The organism is Ureibacillus acetophenoni, from assembly GCF_900220965.1.
GTDB lineage: Bacteria > Bacillota > Bacilli > Bacillales_A > Planococcaceae > Ureibacillus > Ureibacillus acetophenoni.
On record NZ_OBQC01000002.1, the window covers coordinates 371898 to 393899 of the forward strand.

The window sequence follows — 22002 nt, forward strand, 5'->3', positions numbered from 1 at the left end:
ATTAAGTATTATGCAAAAACTAAATTTGTAGTCTATCTAATAGTTTTTAGAATATTTGCATAAAAAGTGATATTTAATTTGGATAATATGTTAATATAGCTTAAATAGATTATTATTTGTTTTCAGATAACACATAATTAAATTCCATACGAAAAGGAGAAGTATTATGAAACCAAAAAATGTGAAAATTATTGATTGTACCATTAGAGATGGTGGACTTGTGAACAATTGGGATTTCAGTATCGAATTCGTTCAAGATTTATATAATGGATTAAATGACGCAGGTGTTGAATATATGGAAATTGGTTACAAAAACTCCCCTGCACTATTAAATGCAACTGAGCCAAACCCATGGAGATTTCTAGATGATGACTTTTTAAAACAAGTGATCACTGAAAAGAAGAAGACTAAATTATCTGCTTTAGTTGATATTGGGCGCGTTGATCCTAATGATATTTTACCTCGTGAAGAAAGTATTTTAGATATGATTCGTGTAGCATGTTACGTTCGTGAGGTTGACAAAGGATTGGAACTTGTTGAAATGTTCCATAATTTAGGATATGAAACTTCCCTAAATATAATGGCTCTTTCAAGTGTACCTGAACATCAACTAATCGAGGCTTTTGATATGGTTCGTGAAAGCCCAGTAGATGTCGTTTACATTGTAGATTCGTTCGGTAGTTTAGATCCAAAAGATATCGAACATCAAGTGAACAAATTTAGCGCACTAATTCCAAATAAACAACTTGGTATCCATACACATAACAATTTACAATTAGCATTTGCAAATACTTTAACAGCAATGCGAAACGGTGTCGTATACCTTGACTCTTCAATATACGGCATGGGGCGTGCTGCCGGGAACTGTCATACCGAGCTACTAGTTGGTTATATTAAAAAGACAAGTTATGAATTAAAACCACTTTTACATGTGATTGAAAAACATATGTTAGAAATGCGTGAAAAATGGGAATGGGGCTACATTATCCCTTTCATGATTTCAGGAATTCTAAACGAACATCCGCGCGTAGCAATGGCATATCGTAATAGTGATGAACGAGATCAATTCGTCAATTTCTATGATAAAGTGACGACACCTGAAGCCACACCTTCTCCAACGTCAAAATAATATTAGCTGTTCAAATGGGCGACACCTAAATTTGGAGTCGCCTATTTTTTGCAACAAAAAACACCACAGGCAAGCGCTTGTGATGCAACTAATTGTACATTATTAAAGTAACTATACTTGGTATACAACTTCAAAATCTTCAAAAACAACAGGCATATCATCAGTAAACTCATATCCGAGTGCATTACCCTCCGCTTTATAAAAACGCTCATGCCCTTTTTGCCAAGATTCTAAAGTATCATCCTCACCTTCACGTTTACAAATTTCATAAGTAATGTCCTTAAATGGAATAATAGTGACCGCAGTTGTCTGAATAACACACTTTGGATTACCTTCCCAATCTGTAACAATACTTAAATCCCCGACTTCAGGTACACGTGTACCTTCGATTTCATACGCTAGTAAACTACTCGCTGTCGCCTTCTTTTGACCGATTAATACTAATTGCAACAATTCATTTGCTAGCTTTTCAGTTAATTCAAAATGAAATACTTCAATGTATTTAGTCGATTCTTCTCGACCTGTTTCCACCAAAAATTTCTTCCAAAATAAATCGACTAAATGTTGTGTTTTAACCCCATTTTCCATTTGTAACTTCCCCTTATGTGTTATTTACCAAAAATATATGTTTTCAATAATGCTAGACGCTCTCTAATAAGAGATTGTGTCTTCACACTTTTTGGTGTTGGTGCACCAATTACATCTGCCTCTAAACCAACAATATTTGCTAAGTACTTAGCTCTAGTGAGATGAAAATCATTAGAAACGATAGTAACCTTATTTACTCCTTCAGGCAGAAGTTCCTTAGAAAATAGCAAATTCTCATATGTAGAAGTAGACTTTTCCTCAAGTTGAATTCGTAAGGGGTCAATTCCGGCTTCCATTAAGTATTTAGCCATCACAGAAGCTTCGGTAGCGGGTTCATCGCTCCCTTGTCCACCGGAAACAATAATTTGAACATGTTCGTACTGTTCAAGATAGTCAATTGCTGTTTCTAACCGATTTTGTAATGATAGTGATGGTATCCCACTTGGTTTTACTTTCGCACCAAGAATTATTAAATAATCATTTGAACCGTCTGCTTTAGGTGTTTGACCTTCCTCAATTTGGATCCCTAGCCAGTTATACCCAAAAACTATTAAGAGAACAATTAATATGGCCGCACCAATCCAATTTTTCATAGACTCACCCCTTATCCATTGTAACGATTTTTAAAAGGAAAGGGTCCAAAAATTTCCTAATGTAAGTAATGCCTTCGGAAGTATTAGTTACTTTATGTATAATTTGTTCTCCTAAACAAGTTAATGGTAGTTGCATATGATACAAACAAGCGACCTTGTTAGGAGGAAAATTTGATGAACAACAATAGTAATAAAAATAATAATAATCAAGGACAAATTACGTTAAGTCAGGCTGATAAACTTGCAATAATTTCAGGTTTAATCTCCACTTTTGGTGGTGGGCTTGGAACAATTGCAACTTTACTGGCAATACAAGAAGAACAACTGGAAATCAAACAGGATAGTGATAACAATGATTTAATTATCAGTGAATTACATTCCTTAAAAAAACAGGTAAATACTTTACAAAAAGAATTAAAACAAATTAAAAAGATGCTTTCCAGACTATCTTAAAGAACGCATTTGGATCACAATAACAAATCCCCGCATAAGGATATAAGGTTCCCTTTTCTAATTCGAGAGCTTATTTGTCATCGAGCCTACGTTTTCTCATCAAATAAATTAACAAACCTATTATGAATATTGTCTGTACAAGAAATGCAACGGCATCCCAAAATGCAGCACTATTATGTGGATTTTGTATTTTTGAAAAGATTGTAGTATATGCATAGTACAACTGTGGCAAAAAATAAATCGTCGCTAATAATAACGTTAAGAACACACCAACTATGTAGAACACACTATACATACGAATTACATTCAAATTATCCTGAAATATTTTTTGTTTCTCATTCCAGGAAACGCGTTGTTTCTTAAATATAGAACGCAAATATTCTGTTCCGCTCTCCATCAAGTTATAACAACCTGTAACATTTTCCACAACATAATACACATCTGTTTTCATATAAAAACAACATTGGTACATTGTTTTAATAAAAATATCTAAAACGATGATACTCAGAATTCCCACAAAATTCGCATCTGGAAAAACAAGCATTAAACCAAGGGATACAAAAACAATGATCTGCTCGATAGACATTCCTGCCAAATACAGTATATTCCGCTTTTTAGGGTCAAGTTTCCATGCTGAGGTCAAATCAGTTTCGAATACAATAAAAATCAGACGATTTCCTATACTTAACTTAGCAGGTAAATCATAAGATCGAATAGCTAAGATATGTCCAAATTCATGAATGATGATCAATGCCAAAGAGATTAATAGATAAATGAGCATATTCATCACCATGGAATCAAATAGAAATATATCCATGTAATGAGGGAAAAGCTCTGGATTTAGCACAAAAATGAATATGTTCAAAACAAGTAAAAGTAAATAAACTTTACCCATCATTCGATTAAAGAACAGTCGGCCAACCCATGATGGGATCCATTCGAATCCGCCTGCTCTTGATCTAGAATTAGCCCGCTCTATTTCTCTATTAATCGGCTCCCCGTCTACAGCCTGAACTAGGCCTAACTCTACTAACTGCTCGACAAATTCAATGATATCTACTTCTTCATCAGGATAGGACTCCTTTATCGCCTTTTCAACATCAGCTAGATCTTCACCTTTTTCCAATCGTTGGATTGCATCTACACTTATTTGAGGCATCTCAAAAAAGTCACCGGAAATCGGCTCCTCTACAATATAGTTCTTTTTATCTTTTTGAATGGATAACGGATATAACGTTATTTTGGATTGTAAGGATACCTTCAACGTTAAGCCTCCTCTAGAAATGAAAATAGGATGCTGTAATGCTAGCATCCTAAGTATGTACCTTACTTATCCTCTTGGAATCATGAAACACCAATAGCAAGTAACTTTAATTTTTTTAAGTTTACGGATTTTCATGCTTCTGTCCCTCCTCTCAAGTCCATACCCTTTTGGTGATTTTTTGAAATTCGCACCCATTCAGGGTAGATTTCTTTAAATATATCTATAAGTTGTGGATCGAACTGACTCCCTTGTCCATCGATGATTCGTTGGTGTGCCTCTTCAAATTGAAGTGCTGGACGATAAGATCTTGATGAAGTCATTGCATCAAAAGCATCAGCAATCGCCGTAATTCTCGCTAAAAACGGAATATCTTCTCCCGCAAGTCTTTCTGGATATCCTTTCCCATCCCATCTCTCATGGTGATAGTAGATCACATCAATATTATCGGCGATGCCATCGACCTCTCGAATAGCTTCGGCTCCAACAACAGGGTGCGTCTTAATTATATCATATTCTTCATCTGTTAACTTACCAGGCTTTGTCAAAATAGAGTCCGGAATACTTACTTTTCCAATGTCATGCAACAAACAAGCATAGTAAAAATAATTTAACTCAGACGGTTTAAATCTTCTTGTCGCCTCAGCCATGCTCATCGCGTATGCAGCAACCCTTTCACTGTGTCCACGCGTATAAGGGTCCTTCAACTCTAGTGTAGCAATGACGCCTTTTACAATACCTTCTAATTGTTCATCATATGAGTACTTCAATGCTTTTATATAATTTAAAATGCGATGAAGTAGTAAAAAGGCTATAAAGGAACAAACCGTCGTAATAATAATTGGAAACACAACTACAGGATCTTGTAAAAATAATCCAACTAAAACATATTTAAGAATTAAACCAAATGATACATAGTATGTAAATTTCTTAGTTACAAATATAGGAGAGAATAGGATTATTATAATTTCTACTAAGTTTCCACTTGTATATACAAGTGAACTATCTTTAAAATACAATACATCCGAAAATAGATTTGTAGCAAAATAACCAAAGAACAAAATATATTTCACGTAAGTTGTTTTATCCTTTTTAATGAGATAAATGAATAATGGGATAAGTCCGATAATAACTCCATATTTAACATACATAAAATCGTACCATATCGTACCCGCAGTACCTACATCCAACCACGGAAATGCTGGAAATAGATTATAATAAAATATATCATATACAAAAAATACTAAATAAAATAACCATAAAAATAGTACCGTTGAATTCTTTTCTTCTTCTAACAATGATGTCTTCTTCATTTTTTAACCTCACAATATATTAAACAATAAGTAGTTATTACTAAACTATAATATTGCGTTCTTCTAAAGTGTCATTCTATATAAATTGTACTAGGAATAATTTGCCCCAAGTATGAATTTTATCATTAACAATGAACTAATTACAAAACAAATAATTCCATATTTGTCCGTATTATCCCAATTAATTATAGTTGCACTACATTATCTTCATCGTTGTTTTGTTATAGCTGCAAATTTCTGGACTCCTCTTTAATTTTTCAAAATTCTCCCACAACCGAAATCCGGATACGACATATCTAATGTTATGTGCAATTGCGCATATTTTTGATTATGTCGTATGTCGAATCTAGCAAGCGCTCTATTCAGCATTATGAAAATTGCATTGAAAATAAATAACACACTATTTATCCCAACATTTTTTAAGAGCTTCCTTTATTATTACAAGAAGATATATTATTATTTTTATGTTATATACAACAAGCATTTTCAGAAAGGTTAAATTAAAAATGAATAGATTAAAACATAATAAGAAACTAGTTACTGAATATATTTCCGTTATTTTTGGGTCGGTGTTAGTTGGGCTAGCTTACAATATATTTTTCTTACCGGCTAAGCTAGCAGCTGGTGGAGTATCAGGGATAAGTACGATTCTGTATGAACTGTATCAATTTAATCCTGCTTATGTACAATGGTTGATTAATATCCCGTTATTTTTTATTGGATTGATCCTCCTTGGGAAGGACTTTAGTTTAAAGACGTTAGTCGGGACGTTTTTCGTACCTTTTACAATTTGGCTTAGTGCAGATATTCCATTTAAAATTGATAATCCTCTACTTGCCGCAATCTACGGAGGTATCCTATTAGGGGTAGGTCTCGGTATTGTATACCGTGGAAACGGCTCTACAGGCGGATTAGCAACAGTTGCCCAAATACTTAAAAAATATACTGGAATCTCAAGTGGGTACTCCCAGTTAATCGTAGATGGTTTTGTAGTATTTGCTTCTGCTCTTGTATTTAATTTGGAATTAGCTTTATATGCTATGATTGCAATTTTCGTAACAAGTAAGGTTATTGACTTCGTTCAACTACAAACTTCGCCATCAAAACTTGTCCTAATTATTACGGAACACGAGGAACAAATACAATCCATAATTGAGGAAGAAATTGATCGGGGGTTAACGAAAGTCCGTTCTATTGGTGGTTACTCAAACAAAGAGAAAACTATGATTTTATGTGTAGTGGAGCAACAAGAGGCAATCTATTTGAAAAAAGTTTTGAATGAACAAGAGCCGAATTCATTTGTCGTATTCCTTAATGCTTCTGAAATACTTGGACGTGGATTCTCTATACCGAAATATTATAGTTAGGGTTATACAGAGATCAGTGACTTGAACATAAAAAAGGAATACTCGCTAGTCGGTATTCCTTTTTTAATCTATTTAATTTGGATTGTTACGAAGTACTTCTTCTAACATATAACCGCCTTTTTGAACTAAATCGTCAAGCATTCCTAATTGATAGTAACCTATTATCATTAGCTTCTATATTTTCGGAAGCTGTTGCAACGCTATCTTCATTTTTATCTAAATTGAAACGAAGCCAAATCCTGTAAACGAAATTAAGGAAGTACCTACTAAACTAAAAATTAAATTTTTCAAATAGATACACCTTCTTAATCTTAATTATCAAATAAAAAAAATAGGGCATTTAGCCCTTATCTAAAGTTATTTAATACGAACTTTTCTTCTTCATCGGGCGTGAATAATCGTTTTGCTTCGCTTACTGTTCCGTTGTGCCAATTCCATATTGTATTATGAACATGAACGGCATTTGAAAAGTTACCTACTTTCCAATCGTTTAGAACTTCCCAATAGAAATCTTCTTCTTTATATGTTCCGCCGTCCCTTTCCAATAAGGCAACCATAATCGCAACTGATTTTGGCGTGATTTCGATACTACCCCACTTTTCGTCAGCACTTACTTTTTGGTGCGTCATTTGGTGTAATCTCGATTGGAAGCTATCTTCTGAAAGTGGTTCAATAAAGTCAATATTGACATCTACATTACTAATATCGAAATTATCTACAATAGACGTTTCAACTTTTTTAGCTTGTGCGAAATCACTTTCGTAAAAATACACCGACAAGAAACCAACGCCAGCAACTAAAACAGCCGATAATACAATTGTAAGAATCTTCTTCATAGTAACCCCTTTCGAATACACTCTTGCATTACTTGTATTCACTTAGTATTTTATTCAACTTAACTTAAATGTCAAGATTTTGATAATAATGAATTCCACTTTAATAGTTACTGAAAAGGAATTTAGTTATATAACTGCATATAACGTATATTATTATGCTTTACATATTTGTAATATTTTCGTAGAATATATCGCAAATAGAATACAAAAAGGAATGAAGCGGTTTGCAATATCTTTATAAGAACGCACCAATGTTCTTGATTCTATCGTTATTTTCTTTCGTTGCTGGTGTTGTTTATAATTGGTCACTTTTTATGTACTCATTCGACCCTAATGAGGCTCACTTTGGGATTTTTCATATAATTGGCGGTACTATATTCTCTTTGAGTGAATCATTTAAAGTAGGGGTTGCATTAACGGTAGTTTTAAACGTAATTTATTACGGAATGAAAAGAGTATTACAATCGCTTAAAATCGTTTGAAAGAATTGATTAGTATGCTATCTTTACGTGACAATGTTCTTTGTTATATCGTTGCCATCTTTAGCTATTAGTGTTGCTTACAATTTATGGTCTTATCTAAGTGCAGTAGACTAATATCATTTTGGATTGTATTACTTACTGATGAAACTAATTGAAGGAGTTTCGATTGGATTTGCAATTGTAGTTGTATTGAATACAATTTATTGCAGAAGATGATCTCGGTCTAATAAAATTACAGGGTGAAAAAAAGGGATAAAGTCCACCAGACCGAAGCCCCGACTCTATCCCTAACTTACTCAAACCCTTATTCCTAAAGGCTTGAACCCTATTCCTATTACGTCCCAGGAGGGATTCGAACCCCCGACCGTACGCTTAGAAGGCGTATGCTCTATCCAGCTGAGCTACTGAGACATGACTTTCAAGAGATTATTTCTCTTAAAGACAAGTTTTATTATATCTAGAAAAAATGAAAGTGTCAACACTTTTTGAAAAAAATATTTAAAATAATTTTAACCTTTTTGAGAAAATTTTATCTCCATTGTCAGTGTAGCCTGTCACAATCGACTCATCAGCAGCAAACTCCACTATTACATAACTTTTTTCTTCCAGTCCTCTAGGTTTTAATAAACTCCCAGGGTTCACAAATAATACGTTATCCAAAAGTTCGCAACCTAATACATGCGAATGGCCAAAAAAGACTGCATCTGCCTCAAGCTCATTTGCACGATAATACAAATTCATTGTTGTGGATTTTACGTTAAATAAATGACCATGTGTTACAAAGATTTTCTTATCTGATAGAATAAACAACTCTTCTTCAGGATATCGGTTATCACGATCACAATTACCGCGTACGCGCTTTACATCGGCTAGATACTCATGATCAAAAGGTAGTTCACTATCCCCACAATGTATGATTGTATCGATATCAGGATGTCTTTCACGCACTCTTAGAATCACTTCTGCATCTCCGTGTGTATCACTCATTACTAAAAGTTTCATTCATTCACCGCCTATTTCTTCAAATCATAAATGGTAATCAAATTTGCCCCTTGTAAACACCCATCCCCTATGTTCTCCAAGAAACTATTTCAGTAAATTTGGTAGTTCTTCTGCTAATTTTCGGATTGCATTTCCTCGGTGTGAAATCGCGCCTTTTTCTTCAGGTGTTAATTCTGCCATTGCTCGGCCTAGTTCAGGAACATAAAAAATTGGGTCATAGCCAAAACCATTTGTACCACGTTTTTCAGTTAAAATAACGCCTTCACATGTTCCAAAAACCGTAAAAGTCTCCATGTTTGGACCTGCAATTGCTAATGCACAGCAAAAACGAGCAGTACGTTTAGCTTCAGGAACGCCTTCTAACTTTTCCAACACTTTTACAATGTTTGCTTCATCATCATGATCACCTGCATAACGGGCAGAGTATACCCCTGGTTCCCCTCCTAATGCGTCTACAGCAAGCCCACTATCATCAGCAATGACAAGCTTACCTAAAGCGCTAGAAAGGGTTTCTGCCTTCAAAATAGCGTTTTCTTCAAAGGTTGTTCCTGTCTCTTTAATCTCCATATCAGGCGCTACTTCAAACATAGTTACCACTTCAAAGCCAAGTGGAGTAAATAGTGCTTCAAAATCTTTTGCTTTTCCTTTATTCTTTGTTGCGATGACAACTTGTTGCATTTTATATCCTCCTAATAATACGATTTAAACTATAAATAAAAGCTATTTTACATATCCTACTAAATTCGCTGTTTCACCAAGTACTTCTTTTTGTATTGTAATTAACTTTGAAATTCCCTCTTCGCCTAATGTAAGCATATTATTTAATTCCTCACGAGAAAATGTAGCTTCTTCTCCAGTTCCTTGAATTTCAACAAAGCGCCCACTGCCAGTCATAATTAGGTTCATATCTACCATAGCAGAAGAGTCTTCAACGTAGTCTAAGTCCAATACTGGGCCAATTTCATCAATAATACCGACACTCGTTGCTGCTAGGAAGTCTGTAACAGGGAATTTTGAAAATGGTTTCGATTCATGTATCTTTGCAAGTGCTTGGGTTAAGGCAACAAATGCTCCAGTAATAGATGCTGTGCGTGTGCCTCCATCCGCTTGAATAACGTCACAATCAACCCATAACGTTCTTTCGCCAAGTGCCCCTAAATCAACTATTGATCGTAAAGCTCGTCCAATTAAGCGTTGTATTTCCATTGTGCGGCCATTTATTTTTCCACGAGTTGCATCGCGTTGCGTTCTTTCAGCTGTAGCTCTTGGTAACATGGAGTACTCGGCAGTAATCCAACCTTTCCCTTGACCCCGTAAGAAACCTGGAACCTTATCCTCTATTGTTGCTGTACAAATTACTTTTGTATTTCCAACTTGAATCAGTACAGAACCTTCCGGATGCATTAAATAATTTGGTTCCATTAATACGGTTCTTAAATCGTTTGTTTCACGTCCATCATGTCTACTCATAGCTTGTCCTCCTAAACACTTCGAATATCAAAAAGAAATCACATTTTATCGCTTTTCTTATTCATCGTTATTAAAGATAAAATCGTGCCTAGTACACACTCGTACCAGGCACAATTTCAACCAATAATATTGGTCCTATTTCATTTAAAACACCAAAAACTAATATAATTTAATACGTCGAATATCTAGAAAGTCTTTTTCTAACCATTTTTCTGCAATCATACGGAAAATCGGTACAGAACCTGTTGTATGAAAAATATGCTGTGGTAATTCACCACTGATATTTAGTTGGTTATTATACGATAACCATTCACCTACTTCTTTTGCTGTTTCTTCTGCAGAAGATAGTACAGTAACTTCCGGTCCAACAACCTTTTCTATATGATGCTGTAAAATTGGGTAATGAGTACAACCTAAAATAACTGTATCAAATTTTTCCTTCGCTAGTGGCTTTAGTCCTTTAGCTACTAAGTCGAATGCAAATTGCCCGTCGTACTCCCCGCTTTCAACGAGGGGCACGAATGTTGGGCAAGCAAGAGGAATTATTTTCGCCTTCGAACTTAAAGAAAGTAGTGCATTTTCATACGCTCCACTCTTGATCGTTCCTTCTGTAGCCAATACAACGATTTCATTTCGTTTCGTCTTTTTCTCAGCGGCTCTTGCACCTGGATTAATGACTCCTATTACAGGAATTGGTAGATGTTTCTGCAAGCTTTCTAATGCAACAGCAGTAGCTGTATTACAAGCAATGACTAACATTTTTATATTCATACGTTGTAAAGCTTTCGCCATTTGCCATGTAAATGTCCGCACTTCTTGTTTCGTTCTTGGTCCATATGGACATCTTGCAGTATCTCCAATATAATAAATTGTTTCTTGTGGTAAAACTTTCAATATTTCTTTTGCTACAGTTAAACCACCAACCCCAGAATCAATTACGCCAATAGGGGCATTCATAAAACCGCCTCGATCCTAACCTTTACATAATGAAATAGATAAGAGAATTCTAAAAAAGAATTCTCAAATCTTTTTCATTAGATGTATTCTTGTTTAAATTATATGTTGCTTTTAAAATTTCGAAATATTAGCAGCTATATGATTCATATATGCACTACTAAATCTTATCATTTCATAATCAATCTCGGTTTGTCATTTCAATAAGTTTTTTTTAGTGAAAGCATCCCGATTTTCATATTGCCCGATTCAAAGCCAGATTAAATGTTATTTTGCAATATTTTGATCTTGTGCTTTTTGGATTGATTTATCATGAATTAATTTTCGTTGGATTTTTAAGAAACATTGTTTCTTTAAAATTAATGAATTTCACCTTGCTTTATATTACACTTCTTGAAGTCTAATTCTGATATCAAACGCTTTTGTAAAATACCAAAAGTGTTCAAATTTAGACAAGACACAATACTTCATTGTCTAAATACTAGTTGAAAAGCATTATAGACTAAACACCATTCAATTAGAGGGCCTCTCCTTATCATGGTGAACATTTTAAAAATGAAGTTAATCCTATTTTGAAGTGTTTTATTGTAAATAGCAAGTATCCAATCAATGTAATGATAATTCGTCTAGCCTCAGCAATTCAATCAATGCCTGCGATCTACTTGATACACCTAGTTTTTGAATCGTGTTTGAAATATGATTACGCACCGTTTTCTCGCTAATATTCAGCTTTTGCGAAATTTCCTTGGTTGTATAATCTAATATTAATAGTTGGAAAATTTCACGTTCTCTTTTCGTCAAAAGCGAACGATGCTGCGGGCTATTCATAAGGCAACACCCTCCTATCTCCTCTTCTATGTAAAGTATGTTGGAAGTATAGGGTGCGTGAGGGCATTTTCACTATTTCCCATGCAATATTATTTTTTCTTTTTCTGTCCAAGGGGTTCCCTTTCCTGTTGATTTATTAATTTGAACAACAGCACCACGGCCAGTGAAAACTGTTTGGTCTTCCGAATTTTTGGCTAAATAGTGTACGTCTACTGAAGATGTCCCAACATGTGCAGCTTTAACATAGATTTTGAGAGTTTCATCAAAATAAACTTGTTTTAAAAAGTCACATTGAAGATCAGCAACAACAATAATTTTTTCAGAATCAGTTGTAGACCAGTCATAATAACCAATATGTTTGAAATATTCGATACGTGCTTCCTCAAAATAAACAAATGGAATTGTATTGTTTAAATGACCATACATGTCTGTTTCTGAAAAACGAACCTTTACTTCAATATGAAAATTAAATTCTTTTTCCCACTCAATTGGATTATTAATATAATTTGCTCGCATATTTCTACATCCCCTTTGTAATTTATAGATAGATATTAGTGTGATTTAATTTATCTTCTACAAGTGGAATGAATTCTCCTTGATGCTTTTGTAATATAATTTGAACTTTATATCTACTTACAGCTAATTATTATACTGAGAATGTAAAAGTAAGGATATCCAACTTCATGAGAATTCGTGTGCAACTGTCCTTTTACTTCCACATAACAAATATAAAAAGTTGTTATGCGGGAGTGACAAATACTACCACAAAGATTGGTTATAGAATAAAATCACCTTTCACTGGACTACTTCTTATTCACCTCTAGTGCTTGTTCTTCAAGATCCTTTGCTTGCGGGCACCAAATAATTTACGAAACGCCAATGATTGGTGTTTCACTATACACTTCAGTTTATGCAAGAAATGAAAAGAAGGACATCTAAAGTCAAAAAAGTTTGACGAAGATGTCCTTCTATAAGATTAAAACTTTGTTAAAAGTGTTAACACCGAATTTTATTAGTCTACCATATGGTCAGATCCGAAGAAGTTACGGAACATTTGAACAGTAGTAGCACGGTTTAAAGCAGCAATTGAAGTTGTTAATGGAATACCTTTTGGACATGCAGCTACACAGTTTTGTGAGTTACCGCAGTTTGCAAGCCCTCCATCACCCATAATTGCGTTTAAACGTTCGTCTTTAGTCATTGCACCAGTTGGATGCGCATTGAATAGACGTACTTGTGAAAGTGGAGCTGGTCCGATGAACGAAGAACTTTCCGATACGTTTGGACATGCTTCCATACATACACCACAAGTCATACATTTAGATAATTCGTAAGCCCATTGACGTTTACGTTCTGGCATACGAGGTCCTTCACCTAAATCATACGTACCATCAATTGGAACCCATGCTTTTACTTTCTTAAGTGCGTTAAACATACGACTACGGTCTACTTGTAAGTCACGAACTACTGGGAAAGTTTTCATTGGCTCAAGACGAATTGGTTGTTCTAATTGATCAACTAACGTAGAACATGATTGACGTGGACGTCCATTAATAACCATCGAACAAGCGCCACATACTTCCTCTAGACAGTTCATGTCCCAAGTTACAGGAGAAGTCTTTTGACCATCAGCTGTAACTGGATTTTGTTGTATTACCATTAATGCTGAGATAACATTCATACCAGGACGGTAAGGAACTTCGAATTTTTCCCAACGTGTAGATTCACCTTGACGGTCTTGACGTAGGATTTCAAGTTTAACCGTTCTTCCAGTCGTTCCCACGGCTGTTGTCATGATTAATGACCCCCTTTATGATTTATGAAGAATAGTCACGTTTACGTGGTGGAATTAATGAAACGTCTACCTCTTGGTAGCTAATTTCAGGTTCACCAGTTTGTGGATTGAACTTCGCCATTGTTGTTTTTAAGAAGTTCTCATCATCACGTTCTGGGAAGTCTGGTTTATAGTGTGCTCCACGTGATTCGTTACGTAAAAGTGCTCCTTTAGTAATAACACGAGCAAGATATAACATATTTTTCAATTGACGAGTGAAGTGAGCACCTTGGTTACTCCATTTTTGAGTATCGTTAATGTTGATGTTTTCCCAACGCTCTAACATTTCAGTAAGTTTGTCATAAGTTTTTTCAAGTCTGTCGTTATAACGAACTACTGTAACGTTATCTGTCATTAACTCGCCAAGTTCTTTGTGTAATAAGTATGCGTTTTCAGTTCCATCCATTTTAAGGATATTGTCCCATTTCTCTTGCTCTTCTTTAACACGAGCATCATATAGAGATTGTGGAAGATCTTCCGCATGTTTTTTCAAGCCTTTAACATATTTAACAGCATTTGGTCCAGCTACTGAACCACCATAAATCGCTGATAATAATGAGTTTGCACCTAAACGGTTTGCACCATGTTGTGAGTAATCACATTCACCTGCTGCAAATAGACCAGGAATTTCAGTCATTTGATCGTAATCTACCCATAAACCACCCATTGAGTAGTGAACTGCTGGGAAGATTTTCATTGGTAATTTACGTGGGTCATCACCTACGAATTTTTCGTAGATTTCGATAATACCACCAAGTTTAATATCTAATTCATGTGGATCTTTATGTGAAAGATCTAGGTAAACTACGTTTTCACCGTTAATACCTAATTTTTGGTTAACACATACATCAAAGATTTCACGAGTTGCAATATCACGTGGTACTAAGTTTCCGTATGCTGGATATTTTTCTTCTAAGAAATACCATGGCTTACCATCTTTGTAAGTCCAAATACGTCCACCTTCACCACGAGCAGATTCTGACATTAAACGGTTTTTGTCATCTCCAGGAATCGCTGTTGGGTGAATTTGAATGAATTCACCGTTTGCATATGTAGCACCTTGTTGGTAAACAATTGATGCTGCAGAACCCGTGTTAATCACTGAGTTTGTAGATTTACCGAAGATAATACCAGGACCACCAGTTGCCATAATTACAGCATCTGCACGGAATGCTTGAATTTCTTCTGTTTGCATATTTTGAGCTACGATACCGCGACAAACTCCCTCATCGTCAAGAACAGCTCCAAGGAATTCCCAGTGTTCGTATTTAGTTACTAATCCAGCAACTTCATGACGACGAACTTGCTCATCTAATGCATAAAGTAATTGTTGACCAGTAGTCGCACCAGCGAATGCTGTACGGTGATGTAATGTACCACCGAAACGACGGAAGTCAAGTAAACCTTCTGGTGTACGGTTAAACATAACACCCATACGGTCGAATAGATGAATGATTCCAGGTGCGGCATCACACATTGCTTTTACAGGTGGTTGGTTTGCTAAGAAATCCCCACCGTATACTGTATCATCAAAGTGGATCCATGGAGAATCCCCTTCACCTTTTGTATTAACCGCTCCATTAATTCCGCCTTGAGCACAAACAGAGTGTGAACGTTTTACGGGAACTAATGAGAATAATTCTACCTCAGTGCCTTCTTCAGCAGCTTTTACTGTTGCCATTAAACCTGCTAATCCGCCACCTACGACGATAATTTTGCTTTTCGCCATGATTATTCCTCACTCCTCAAAATTTACTGTTGATGTTCTACCAAACTATTTATACGAACGCAAGAATTGCGGCCACGAAAGCAACACTGAATACTACAAAGAATACCATTGTTACATATGTAGCAACTTTTTGTGATTTTGGAGATTGTGTAATACCCCAGCTCACTAAGAATGACCAAATACCATTTGATAAATGGAATGTTGCAGCTAAAATACCAACAATGTAGAATGCTAACATTAATGGATTTGCTACAATTTCAGCCATCATGTCAAAGTTAACTTCAGCCCCAAGCGCTTTTTGGATACGAGTTTGGAAAATATGCCACGCAATGAATACAACTAGGAAGATACCTGTGAAACGTTGTAATACAAACATCCAGTTACGGAATGTGCCAAAGCGCTGTACATTGTTCGTTGCTGTAAAGGCAATATACACACCGTATAATCCGTGGAATAATAATGGTATGTAGATAACTACCCACTCAACAATTAACAATAGCCAATGTGGGATTAACTCCATCATTCCAGCAGCATTATTGTAGGCTTCTACTCCTTGAGTAGCAGTGAAGTTGATTGAAAAGTGCACCAACAAGAACAATCCTACAGGAATAATTCCTAGTAGAGAATGAAAGCGGCGCCAATAAAACTCATGATTCTTCGACAAGACTATTACCCCCCTCAAGTACATTTAAAATAGTAGTCAATAGTTGATTTTTAGCGTTTTTGAAACCGCTTAAATATTGACTGCATATCTTATCATGTTACAATATTATGACATGTCCATTGTACTCCCAACCTGAAGGACCGTCAAGGCAACTTCTAATTTTTTATACATATTTTAGACAAATACTTTTTGCAAATCCATACTATCAGTTGCGTATTATTAATATGAATACGTTTTGTAAAAGAAAGAGGTAATATATTTTTATGACATCTCAAAATAAATCTGTCCCAGCATTTGGTTATGAAATAATAAGAGATTATGCTCTATCTACAATTCTAGGAAAACATGCAGATGATGTTTTATATTGGGTAGGAAAGGATATAGCAAGAAAATTCCCATGTAGTGATATTCAGCTAATTATTTCATTTTTTGAAGATGCAGGTTGGGGAACACTATCTATTGAAAAAGAAATGAAAGACGGCTATATTTTTCAACTTACAAGCGATCCAGATTTACTAAATATTAAAAATCGGAAGTTTCGAATGGAAGCTGGCTTTATCGCTGAACAAATCCAATGTTTTAAAGGTTGTTTAACAGAATGCTATGATGAGAAAAAAGAAAAACAATCAGTTGTCCAATTTACTGTTAAATGGGATACGAAAGAAAAGATAGGTTAAGGTTTAAATCCTTGCAATATAAAAAACGAACTACTTTTAGCTAATTGCTAAGTATAGTAGTTCGTTTTTCTTTTTAGTCATTCATTTAACAATATTCTAAACAAGTTCTTCAACTAAGTTAAATTCATCATGCAGCGCATTTGCTGCGCGAACCATATCATCTTGAGGTACAACTACTGACACTTTAATTTCAGAAGTGCTAACCATTTTCACCTGAATTTGTTCATTTTTTAATCGATCAAACATACGGGCAGCTACACCAGGATTAGAGACCATGCCAGAACCAACAATTGATACCTTCGCTAATCCAACTTCGAAATCTGCAAAACTAAATCCTAATAATTGTTTATTCATTTCAAGAACTTTTATTGCTTCAGCAAAAACTTCTTTATCAATAGAGAACGAAACAGTAGGCTTCACGCCATCAATAACAGCTTGAACAATTATATCAACGTTTATATTATTATCAGCTAAAGTTGTAAATAAGCTTGCCAATGATGCTTGCTCATATGAATCATAACCTACAGTTAGTCGAATGATATCTGTTTCATAAGCAATTCCGCGAACAATTAAATTTCTCTCCATCTCAACCTCTCCCTTAATAACTGTACCTGGTACATTCTCAGTACTTGAGCCAATCACAATTGTCATATTATACTTTTTCGCTAATTCTACTGCACGGGGATGAATAATTTTTGAACCTAATAGAGACAATTCTAACATTTCATCATAAGACATTTGTTTTATTTGATGTGCATCTTTTACGATTTTCGGATCGGCTGTGAAAACACCAGTTTCATTGGTATAAATTTCCACTCTTTCAGCATCGATTGCAACTGCCACACCGACAGCAGTTGTTTCAACTCCGCCTTCTCCTAGCAGGGTAATATTATTGTTTTCATCTATTCCTTGACCACCTGCAATAATTGTGATTTCCCCATTACGTAAATGAGATAAAATATTCTCACTTTCAATATGTTCGATTAGAACATTACGGTTTGGAGTGATTGTAGAAATTCCCGCTTGCCAACCTGTTAAAGATACAGCATTATAACCACGTTTATTAAGTGCGATAGTTAGTAAACTACTTGTAATTTGGGTATTCGTAGAGCGGATTGAATCTAATTCCCTTTGTATAGGGTTTTCCGAAAGTGTAAATGCGTATTGTCTTAATTTCTCATCAATTAAATGGATAAATGGAACAACTACGACAACTTCAAAACCATTATTTTTCTCATTAATAATTTTTTTTGTAATTCGTTCAATTCGATCAGGTGATGCAAAAGTATGTTCATCTAACTTAATAACAATCTTTGACATATAATTTCCCCCTCCATCTACTACACAACTATTCTTTTGGTTCTGATTCTTTATGAAAATGTTCATAAATTGCTTCTGCAAGTTTCTTCGGTATTTTTGCTTGTTGTAATTGTTCAACGGATGCTTCACGAATTTTTTTAACAGACCCAAAATGTTTTAGTAATTGCTGTTTACGTTTTGGCCCAACTCCTTCAATTTCATCGAGTACTGATTGAATTGCATGGGCTTGGTGCTGCTGTCTTAAAAACGTAATTGCGAAACGGTGAACTTCATCTTGAATTCGTTGCAATAAATAAAATCCATCACTTGTACGTTTCATTTCTACTGGAACAGGTGGTTCTCCAAATAATAGTTGAGAAGTATTATGCTTTTCATCTTTCGCAAGTCCAGCTATGGGTATGTATAACCCTAACTCATCTTCAATCACTTCACGGGCAACTTCCATCTGCCCTTTTCCACCATCAATAATAATTAAATCAGGTAATGGAAGATTTTCTTTTAGAACCCGCGTGTACCTACGTCGTATTACTTCTTGCATAGCACCATAATCATCATGTGCTCCTGTTTCCCTAAGTTTATATTTACGATACTCTTTTTTCGAAGGTTTTCCGTCAATAAAAACGACCATTGCTGAAACTGCATCAGTCCCGTGCATATGACTATTATCAAATGCTTCAATTCGTAGTGGCGTTGCTATATTCATAGCATCTCCTAATTGTTCACAAGAGCCGATTGTTCTTTCTTCTTGTCGTTCTATCAATTGGAATTTCTCATGAACTGCAATTTGCGCGTTTTTCATCGCTAAATCGACTAGTTCCTTTTTTGAACCTCGTTTTGGAGTATAAACTTTTACCTCGAGTAGTTTCTCAAGAATTGTTTTATCCATATCATTTGGAATAAAGATTTCTTTCGGTTTAATATGTTCTGGAATATCATAGAATCGTCCTACAAATGTTAAGAACTCTTCTTCTGGGTCTTGATAGATAGGAAAAATTGATACGTCTCGCTCTATTAATTTACCTTGGCGTACAAAAAATACTTGTACACACATCCATCCTTTTTCTACTGCATAGCCAAACACATCACGATTTGACATGTCTCCAGTAACCATTTTTTGCTTTTGCATAACCGTTTCAATGTGCTGGATTTGATCACGTAAATCCTTTGCACGTTCAAATTCTAGGTTTTCTGCAGCATCGAACATTTTCTTTTCAAGATTTTCTTTAACTTCCTCATATCCTCCATGAAGGAACTTTGAAATCTCTTCAGTCATTTCATCAAACACTTTGGATTCAATATCTTTTACGCATGGAGCTAAACATTGACCAAGGTGGTAATATAGACAAACCCGATCTGGTAGTTTAGTGCATTTTCGATATGGATAAATACGATCTAGTAATTTTTTAGTCTCATTCGCTGCACCAGCATTTGGGTATGGTCCAAAATACTTTGCTTTATCTTTTTTAACTTTTCTTGTAATGAGGACGCGTGGATACTTTTCGTTCGTAATTTTTATGTAAGGATACGTTTTATCGTCCTTTAACATAACGTTATATTTTGGATCATGAAGTTTAATTAAATTTAATTCTAAAATTAGTGCTTCTAAATTACTTGAAGTAATGATGTATTCAAAATCTTCAATTTCACTCACAAGTCTTTGAGTCTTACCGTCATGGGATCCAGTGAAATAAGAACGAACACGGTTTTTTAAAATTTTCGCCTTACCTACATAAATGATGGTGCCTTGTCGATCTTTCATTAAATAACATCCAGGCTCATCAGGTAAAATGGCTAATTTATTTTGAATGTTTTCATTCATGACAATCACCTAAATTGGGTTTTTCAATATTATAAGGTGTTTGAGAGTACAAATGCGAGGAAAATTCTTATAAGTTGTAATTGTTTTATTTTTCGTGGAGGATTCAGTGATTGTAAACTAGACAATTAGTACTCATGATTAACGCCTTTTTGTACTCGTTAAATGGTCAAAAATAAAAAACCGAGCACAATTGCACTCGGTTCTTTTCAAATTATTTATGGCTATTGATAAATTCTAATAATGCTTCTTTTGGTTGGAAGCCTACAGTTTTACCAACTTGTTGACCATCTTTAAATAAAAGTAAAGTTGGAATCGACATTACTTGATATTCAGCAGCAGTTGCTTGGTTATTATCAACGTCTAATTTTGCGATTTTCACTTGGTCACCAATTTCAGCGTCAATTTCTTCTAGAACAGGTGCGATCATTTTACAAGGTCCACACCAAGTAGCCCAAAAGTCTACTAATACAACGCCATTAGCGATTTCTTCGTTAAAGTTTTGATCTGTTACATTTACAATTGCCATTTTCATAACCTCCTTAAATCTAACATCTTAATGTAGTATAGCATGCTAAAAAAAAGAGAGGTAGTAAAGTGAACTGAAAAAAGCACAAAATGTTTACAACAATTTAACATTCATGAAAATAAAAAGCCCTACTATAAATCTATAGTAGAGCCACATGATAATATTAAGATCCCACTTTTAATGCTTTAATTTCTTCAATCATTAACGGAATAACTTCAAATAAGTCCCCTACAATTCCGTAATCCGCAACTTTGAAAATATTTGCTTCCGGATCTTTGTTGATAGCTACGATTACTTTTGAGTTTGACATACCTGCTAAATGTTGAATAGCACCAGAAATACCAGCAGCAATATAAAGATCTGGAGTAACTACTTTACCTGTTTGACCAATTTGTAGTGAATAGTCACAGTAGTCTGCATCACATGCTCCGCGGGATGCACCAACCGCTCCACCTAATAAGTTTGCTAACTCTTTTAATGGTTCGAAACCTTCTTCAGATTTCACTCCACGTCCACCAGCTACAACAACTTTCGCCTCCGAAAGATCGACACCTTCAGTTGTTTTACGAATTACTTCTTTAATAATTGTACGTAAATTCGTAATTTCCACTGCAGGTGACTCAACTGATCCAGAACGGGAAGCATCTTTTTCCAGTGGTGCAATGTTATTTGGACGAATCGTAATAAATACAATTCCTTCTTTTACTTTTACCTTTTCAAATGCTTTTCCAGAATAGATTGGGCGAATAAATAATGCGCTGTCGCCAGAACCTTCAATTTCTGTAACATCTGAAACTAAACCTGATTTTAATCTAGATGATATTTTTGGTGATAAATCTTTTCCTAATGATGTATGACCAATGACAATCGCCTCTGGCTTTTCCTTTTCATAAACTGCTAGAATTGCTTGGCTATAACCGTCTGAAGTATAAGATTTCAAATGTGGATGCTCCACTGTTACTACACGATCTGCTCCATAAGCGATTAAATTTGGTGCTAAACTTGAAACACTATCACCTAAAAGTAAACCAACAATTTCTCCACCATCAGCAATTTGTTTTGCTGCTGCAATCGATTCATACGATACGTTACGAATAACCCCTTCACGAACTTCGCCTAATACTAATACTTTTTTAGACATGTGTATCCCTCCGTTT

The 22002-nt window shown here is 35.0% G+C and carries 22 protein-coding genes, 1 tRNA gene and 1 pseudogene; 5 read left to right on the forward strand and 19 right to left on the reverse strand.

Annotated elements, in window-relative coordinates:
- Positions 1-166 precede the first annotated feature (166 nt).
- A complete protein-coding gene (locus CRO45_RS04575; RefSeq protein ID WP_097148454.1) occupies positions 167-1129 on the forward strand; it encodes an aldolase catalytic domain-containing protein in 963 nt (320 codons plus the stop codon).
- A 111-nt stretch (positions 1130-1240) separates the two neighbouring features.
- On the opposite strand, the gene CRO45_RS04580 is transcribed toward CRO45_RS04575, so the two are convergent.
- Together CRO45_RS04580 and CRO45_RS04585 are read right to left on the reverse strand one after the other, a co-directional pair.
- Positions 1241-1717: an ASCH domain-containing protein gene (locus CRO45_RS04580; RefSeq protein ID WP_097148455.1), complete on the reverse strand. Its 477-nt coding sequence runs from the start codon at positions 1715-1717 to the stop codon at positions 1241-1243.
- A 20-nt stretch (positions 1718-1737) separates the two neighbouring features.
- A complete protein-coding gene (locus CRO45_RS04585) occupies positions 1738-2310 on the reverse strand; it encodes a YdcF family protein (RefSeq protein ID WP_097148456.1) in 573 nt (190 codons plus the stop codon).
- A 174-nt stretch (positions 2311-2484) separates the two neighbouring features.
- Here CRO45_RS04585 and CRO45_RS04590 point away from each other — a divergent pair, with 174 nt between their 5' ends.
- Positions 2485-2763 (forward strand): DUF5320 domain-containing protein, encoded by a 279-nt coding sequence (locus CRO45_RS04590; protein WP_097148457.1) that lies wholly within the window; start codon positions 2485-2487, stop codon positions 2761-2763.
- A gap of 70 nt (positions 2764-2833) precedes the next feature.
- Here the strand turns inward: CRO45_RS04590 and CRO45_RS04595 are convergent, their stop codons facing one another.
- Both CRO45_RS04595 and CRO45_RS04600 read right to left on the reverse strand, forming a co-directional pair.
- Positions 2834-4027 carry a PqqD family protein gene (locus tag CRO45_RS04595; RefSeq protein WP_097148458.1) on the reverse strand — a complete coding sequence of 398 codons (1194 nt, stop codon included), beginning with the start codon at positions 4025-4027 and terminating at the stop codon, positions 2834-2836.
- Positions 4028-4158: 131 nt separating this feature from the next.
- Positions 4159-5337, reverse strand: a complete 1179-nt coding sequence (locus tag CRO45_RS04600) for an HD-GYP domain-containing protein (RefSeq protein ID WP_097148459.1) — start codon at positions 5335-5337, stop codon at positions 4159-4161.
- A 506-nt stretch (positions 5338-5843) separates the two neighbouring features.
- Between CRO45_RS04600 and CRO45_RS04605 the strand changes: the two genes are divergently transcribed.
- Positions 5844-6704, forward strand: a complete 861-nt coding sequence (locus tag CRO45_RS04605; RefSeq protein WP_097148460.1) for a YitT family protein — start codon at positions 5844-5846, stop codon at positions 6702-6704.
- 347 nt (positions 6705-7051) lie between these two features.
- Here CRO45_RS04605 and CRO45_RS04610 read toward each other — a convergent pair whose 3' ends face one another.
- Complete coding sequence (locus CRO45_RS04610) at positions 7052-7540, reverse strand: DUF6241 domain-containing protein (RefSeq protein WP_097148461.1); 489 nt, start codon at positions 7538-7540, stop codon at positions 7052-7054.
- A gap of 224 nt (positions 7541-7764) precedes the next feature.
- On the opposite strand from CRO45_RS04610, the gene CRO45_RS04615 reads away from it, so the two are divergent.
- The gene (locus CRO45_RS04615) at positions 7765-8022 is read left to right on the forward strand and encodes a hypothetical protein (RefSeq protein ID WP_097148462.1); all 258 of its coding nucleotides are present in this window, start codon (positions 7765-7767) and stop codon (positions 8020-8022) included.
- 337 nt (positions 8023-8359) lie between these two features.
- On the opposite strand, the gene CRO45_RS04620 is transcribed toward CRO45_RS04615, so the two are convergent.
- From CRO45_RS04620 to CRO45_RS04665, 10 genes are all read right to left on the reverse strand, one after another.
- A tRNA-Arg gene (locus CRO45_RS04620) sits at positions 8360-8433 on the reverse strand.
- 87 nt (positions 8434-8520) lie between these two features.
- Entirely contained in the window at positions 8521-9024 is a 504-nt protein-coding gene (locus CRO45_RS04625; protein WP_097148463.1) for a metallophosphoesterase, read from the reverse strand.
- 84 nt (positions 9025-9108) lie between these two features.
- Entirely contained in the window at positions 9109-9702 is a 594-nt protein-coding gene (locus CRO45_RS04630) for an XTP/dITP diphosphatase (protein WP_097148464.1), read from the reverse strand.
- Positions 9703-9744: 42 nt separating this feature from the next.
- Positions 9745-10494, reverse strand: coding sequence for a ribonuclease PH (gene rph / locus CRO45_RS04635; protein WP_097148465.1), 750 nt, complete (start codon positions 10492-10494; stop codon positions 9745-9747).
- A gap of 159 nt (positions 10495-10653) precedes the next feature.
- Positions 10654-11451 (reverse strand): glutamate racemase, encoded by a 798-nt coding sequence (racE, locus tag CRO45_RS04640; protein WP_097148466.1) that lies wholly within the window; start codon positions 11449-11451, stop codon positions 10654-10656.
- A gap of 603 nt (positions 11452-12054) precedes the next feature.
- The gene (locus CRO45_RS04645) at positions 12055-12276 is read right to left on the reverse strand and encodes a helix-turn-helix domain-containing protein (RefSeq protein ID WP_036186004.1); all 222 of its coding nucleotides are present in this window, start codon (positions 12274-12276) and stop codon (positions 12055-12057) included.
- Positions 12277-12348: 72 nt separating this feature from the next.
- Positions 12349-12792 carry an acyl-CoA thioesterase gene (locus tag CRO45_RS04650; RefSeq protein WP_097148467.1) on the reverse strand — a complete coding sequence of 148 codons (444 nt, stop codon included), beginning with the start codon at positions 12790-12792 and terminating at the stop codon, positions 12349-12351.
- 496 nt (positions 12793-13288) lie between these two features.
- Positions 13289-14071, reverse strand: a complete 783-nt coding sequence (gene sdhB, locus CRO45_RS04655; RefSeq protein WP_097148468.1) for a succinate dehydrogenase iron-sulfur subunit — start codon at positions 14069-14071, stop codon at positions 13289-13291.
- A gap of 22 nt (positions 14072-14093) precedes the next feature.
- Positions 14094-15839: a succinate dehydrogenase flavoprotein subunit gene (gene sdhA, locus CRO45_RS04660; protein WP_097148469.1), complete on the reverse strand. Its 1746-nt coding sequence runs from the start codon at positions 15837-15839 to the stop codon at positions 14094-14096.
- A gap of 49 nt (positions 15840-15888) precedes the next feature.
- Positions 15889-16503, reverse strand: a complete 615-nt coding sequence (locus CRO45_RS04665; protein WP_097148470.1) for a succinate dehydrogenase cytochrome b558 subunit — start codon at positions 16501-16503, stop codon at positions 15889-15891.
- A 263-nt stretch (positions 16504-16766) separates the two neighbouring features.
- Here CRO45_RS04665 and CRO45_RS04670 point away from each other — a divergent pair, with 263 nt between their 5' ends.
- A complete protein-coding gene (locus tag CRO45_RS04670) occupies positions 16767-17180 on the forward strand; it encodes a YslB family protein (RefSeq protein ID WP_097148471.1) in 414 nt (137 codons plus the stop codon).
- A gap of 96 nt (positions 17181-17276) precedes the next feature.
- Here CRO45_RS04670 and CRO45_RS04675 read toward each other — a convergent pair whose 3' ends face one another.
- The 4 genes and pseudogenes from CRO45_RS04675 to CRO45_RS04690 form a co-directional block, all read right to left on the reverse strand.
- Positions 17277-18500 carry an aspartate kinase gene (locus tag CRO45_RS04675; protein ID WP_097148472.1) on the reverse strand — a complete coding sequence of 408 codons (1224 nt, stop codon included), beginning with the start codon at positions 18498-18500 and terminating at the stop codon, positions 17277-17279.
- Between the two features lie 28 nt (positions 18501-18528).
- On the reverse strand, positions 18529-20319 hold the full coding sequence (uvrC, locus tag CRO45_RS04680; RefSeq protein WP_097148473.1) for an excinuclease ABC subunit UvrC: 1791 nt from the start codon (positions 20317-20319) through the stop codon (positions 18529-18531).
- Positions 20320-20530: 211 nt separating this feature from the next.
- Positions 20531-20854 (reverse strand): annotated as a pseudogene (trxA, locus tag CRO45_RS04685) (thioredoxin); the annotation flags it as partial.
- Positions 20855-21008: 154 nt separating this feature from the next.
- Positions 21009-21986, reverse strand: a complete 978-nt coding sequence (locus tag CRO45_RS04690; RefSeq protein WP_097148475.1) for an electron transfer flavoprotein subunit alpha/FixB family protein — start codon at positions 21984-21986, stop codon at positions 21009-21011.
- Positions 21987-22002: the final 16 nt, after the last annotated feature.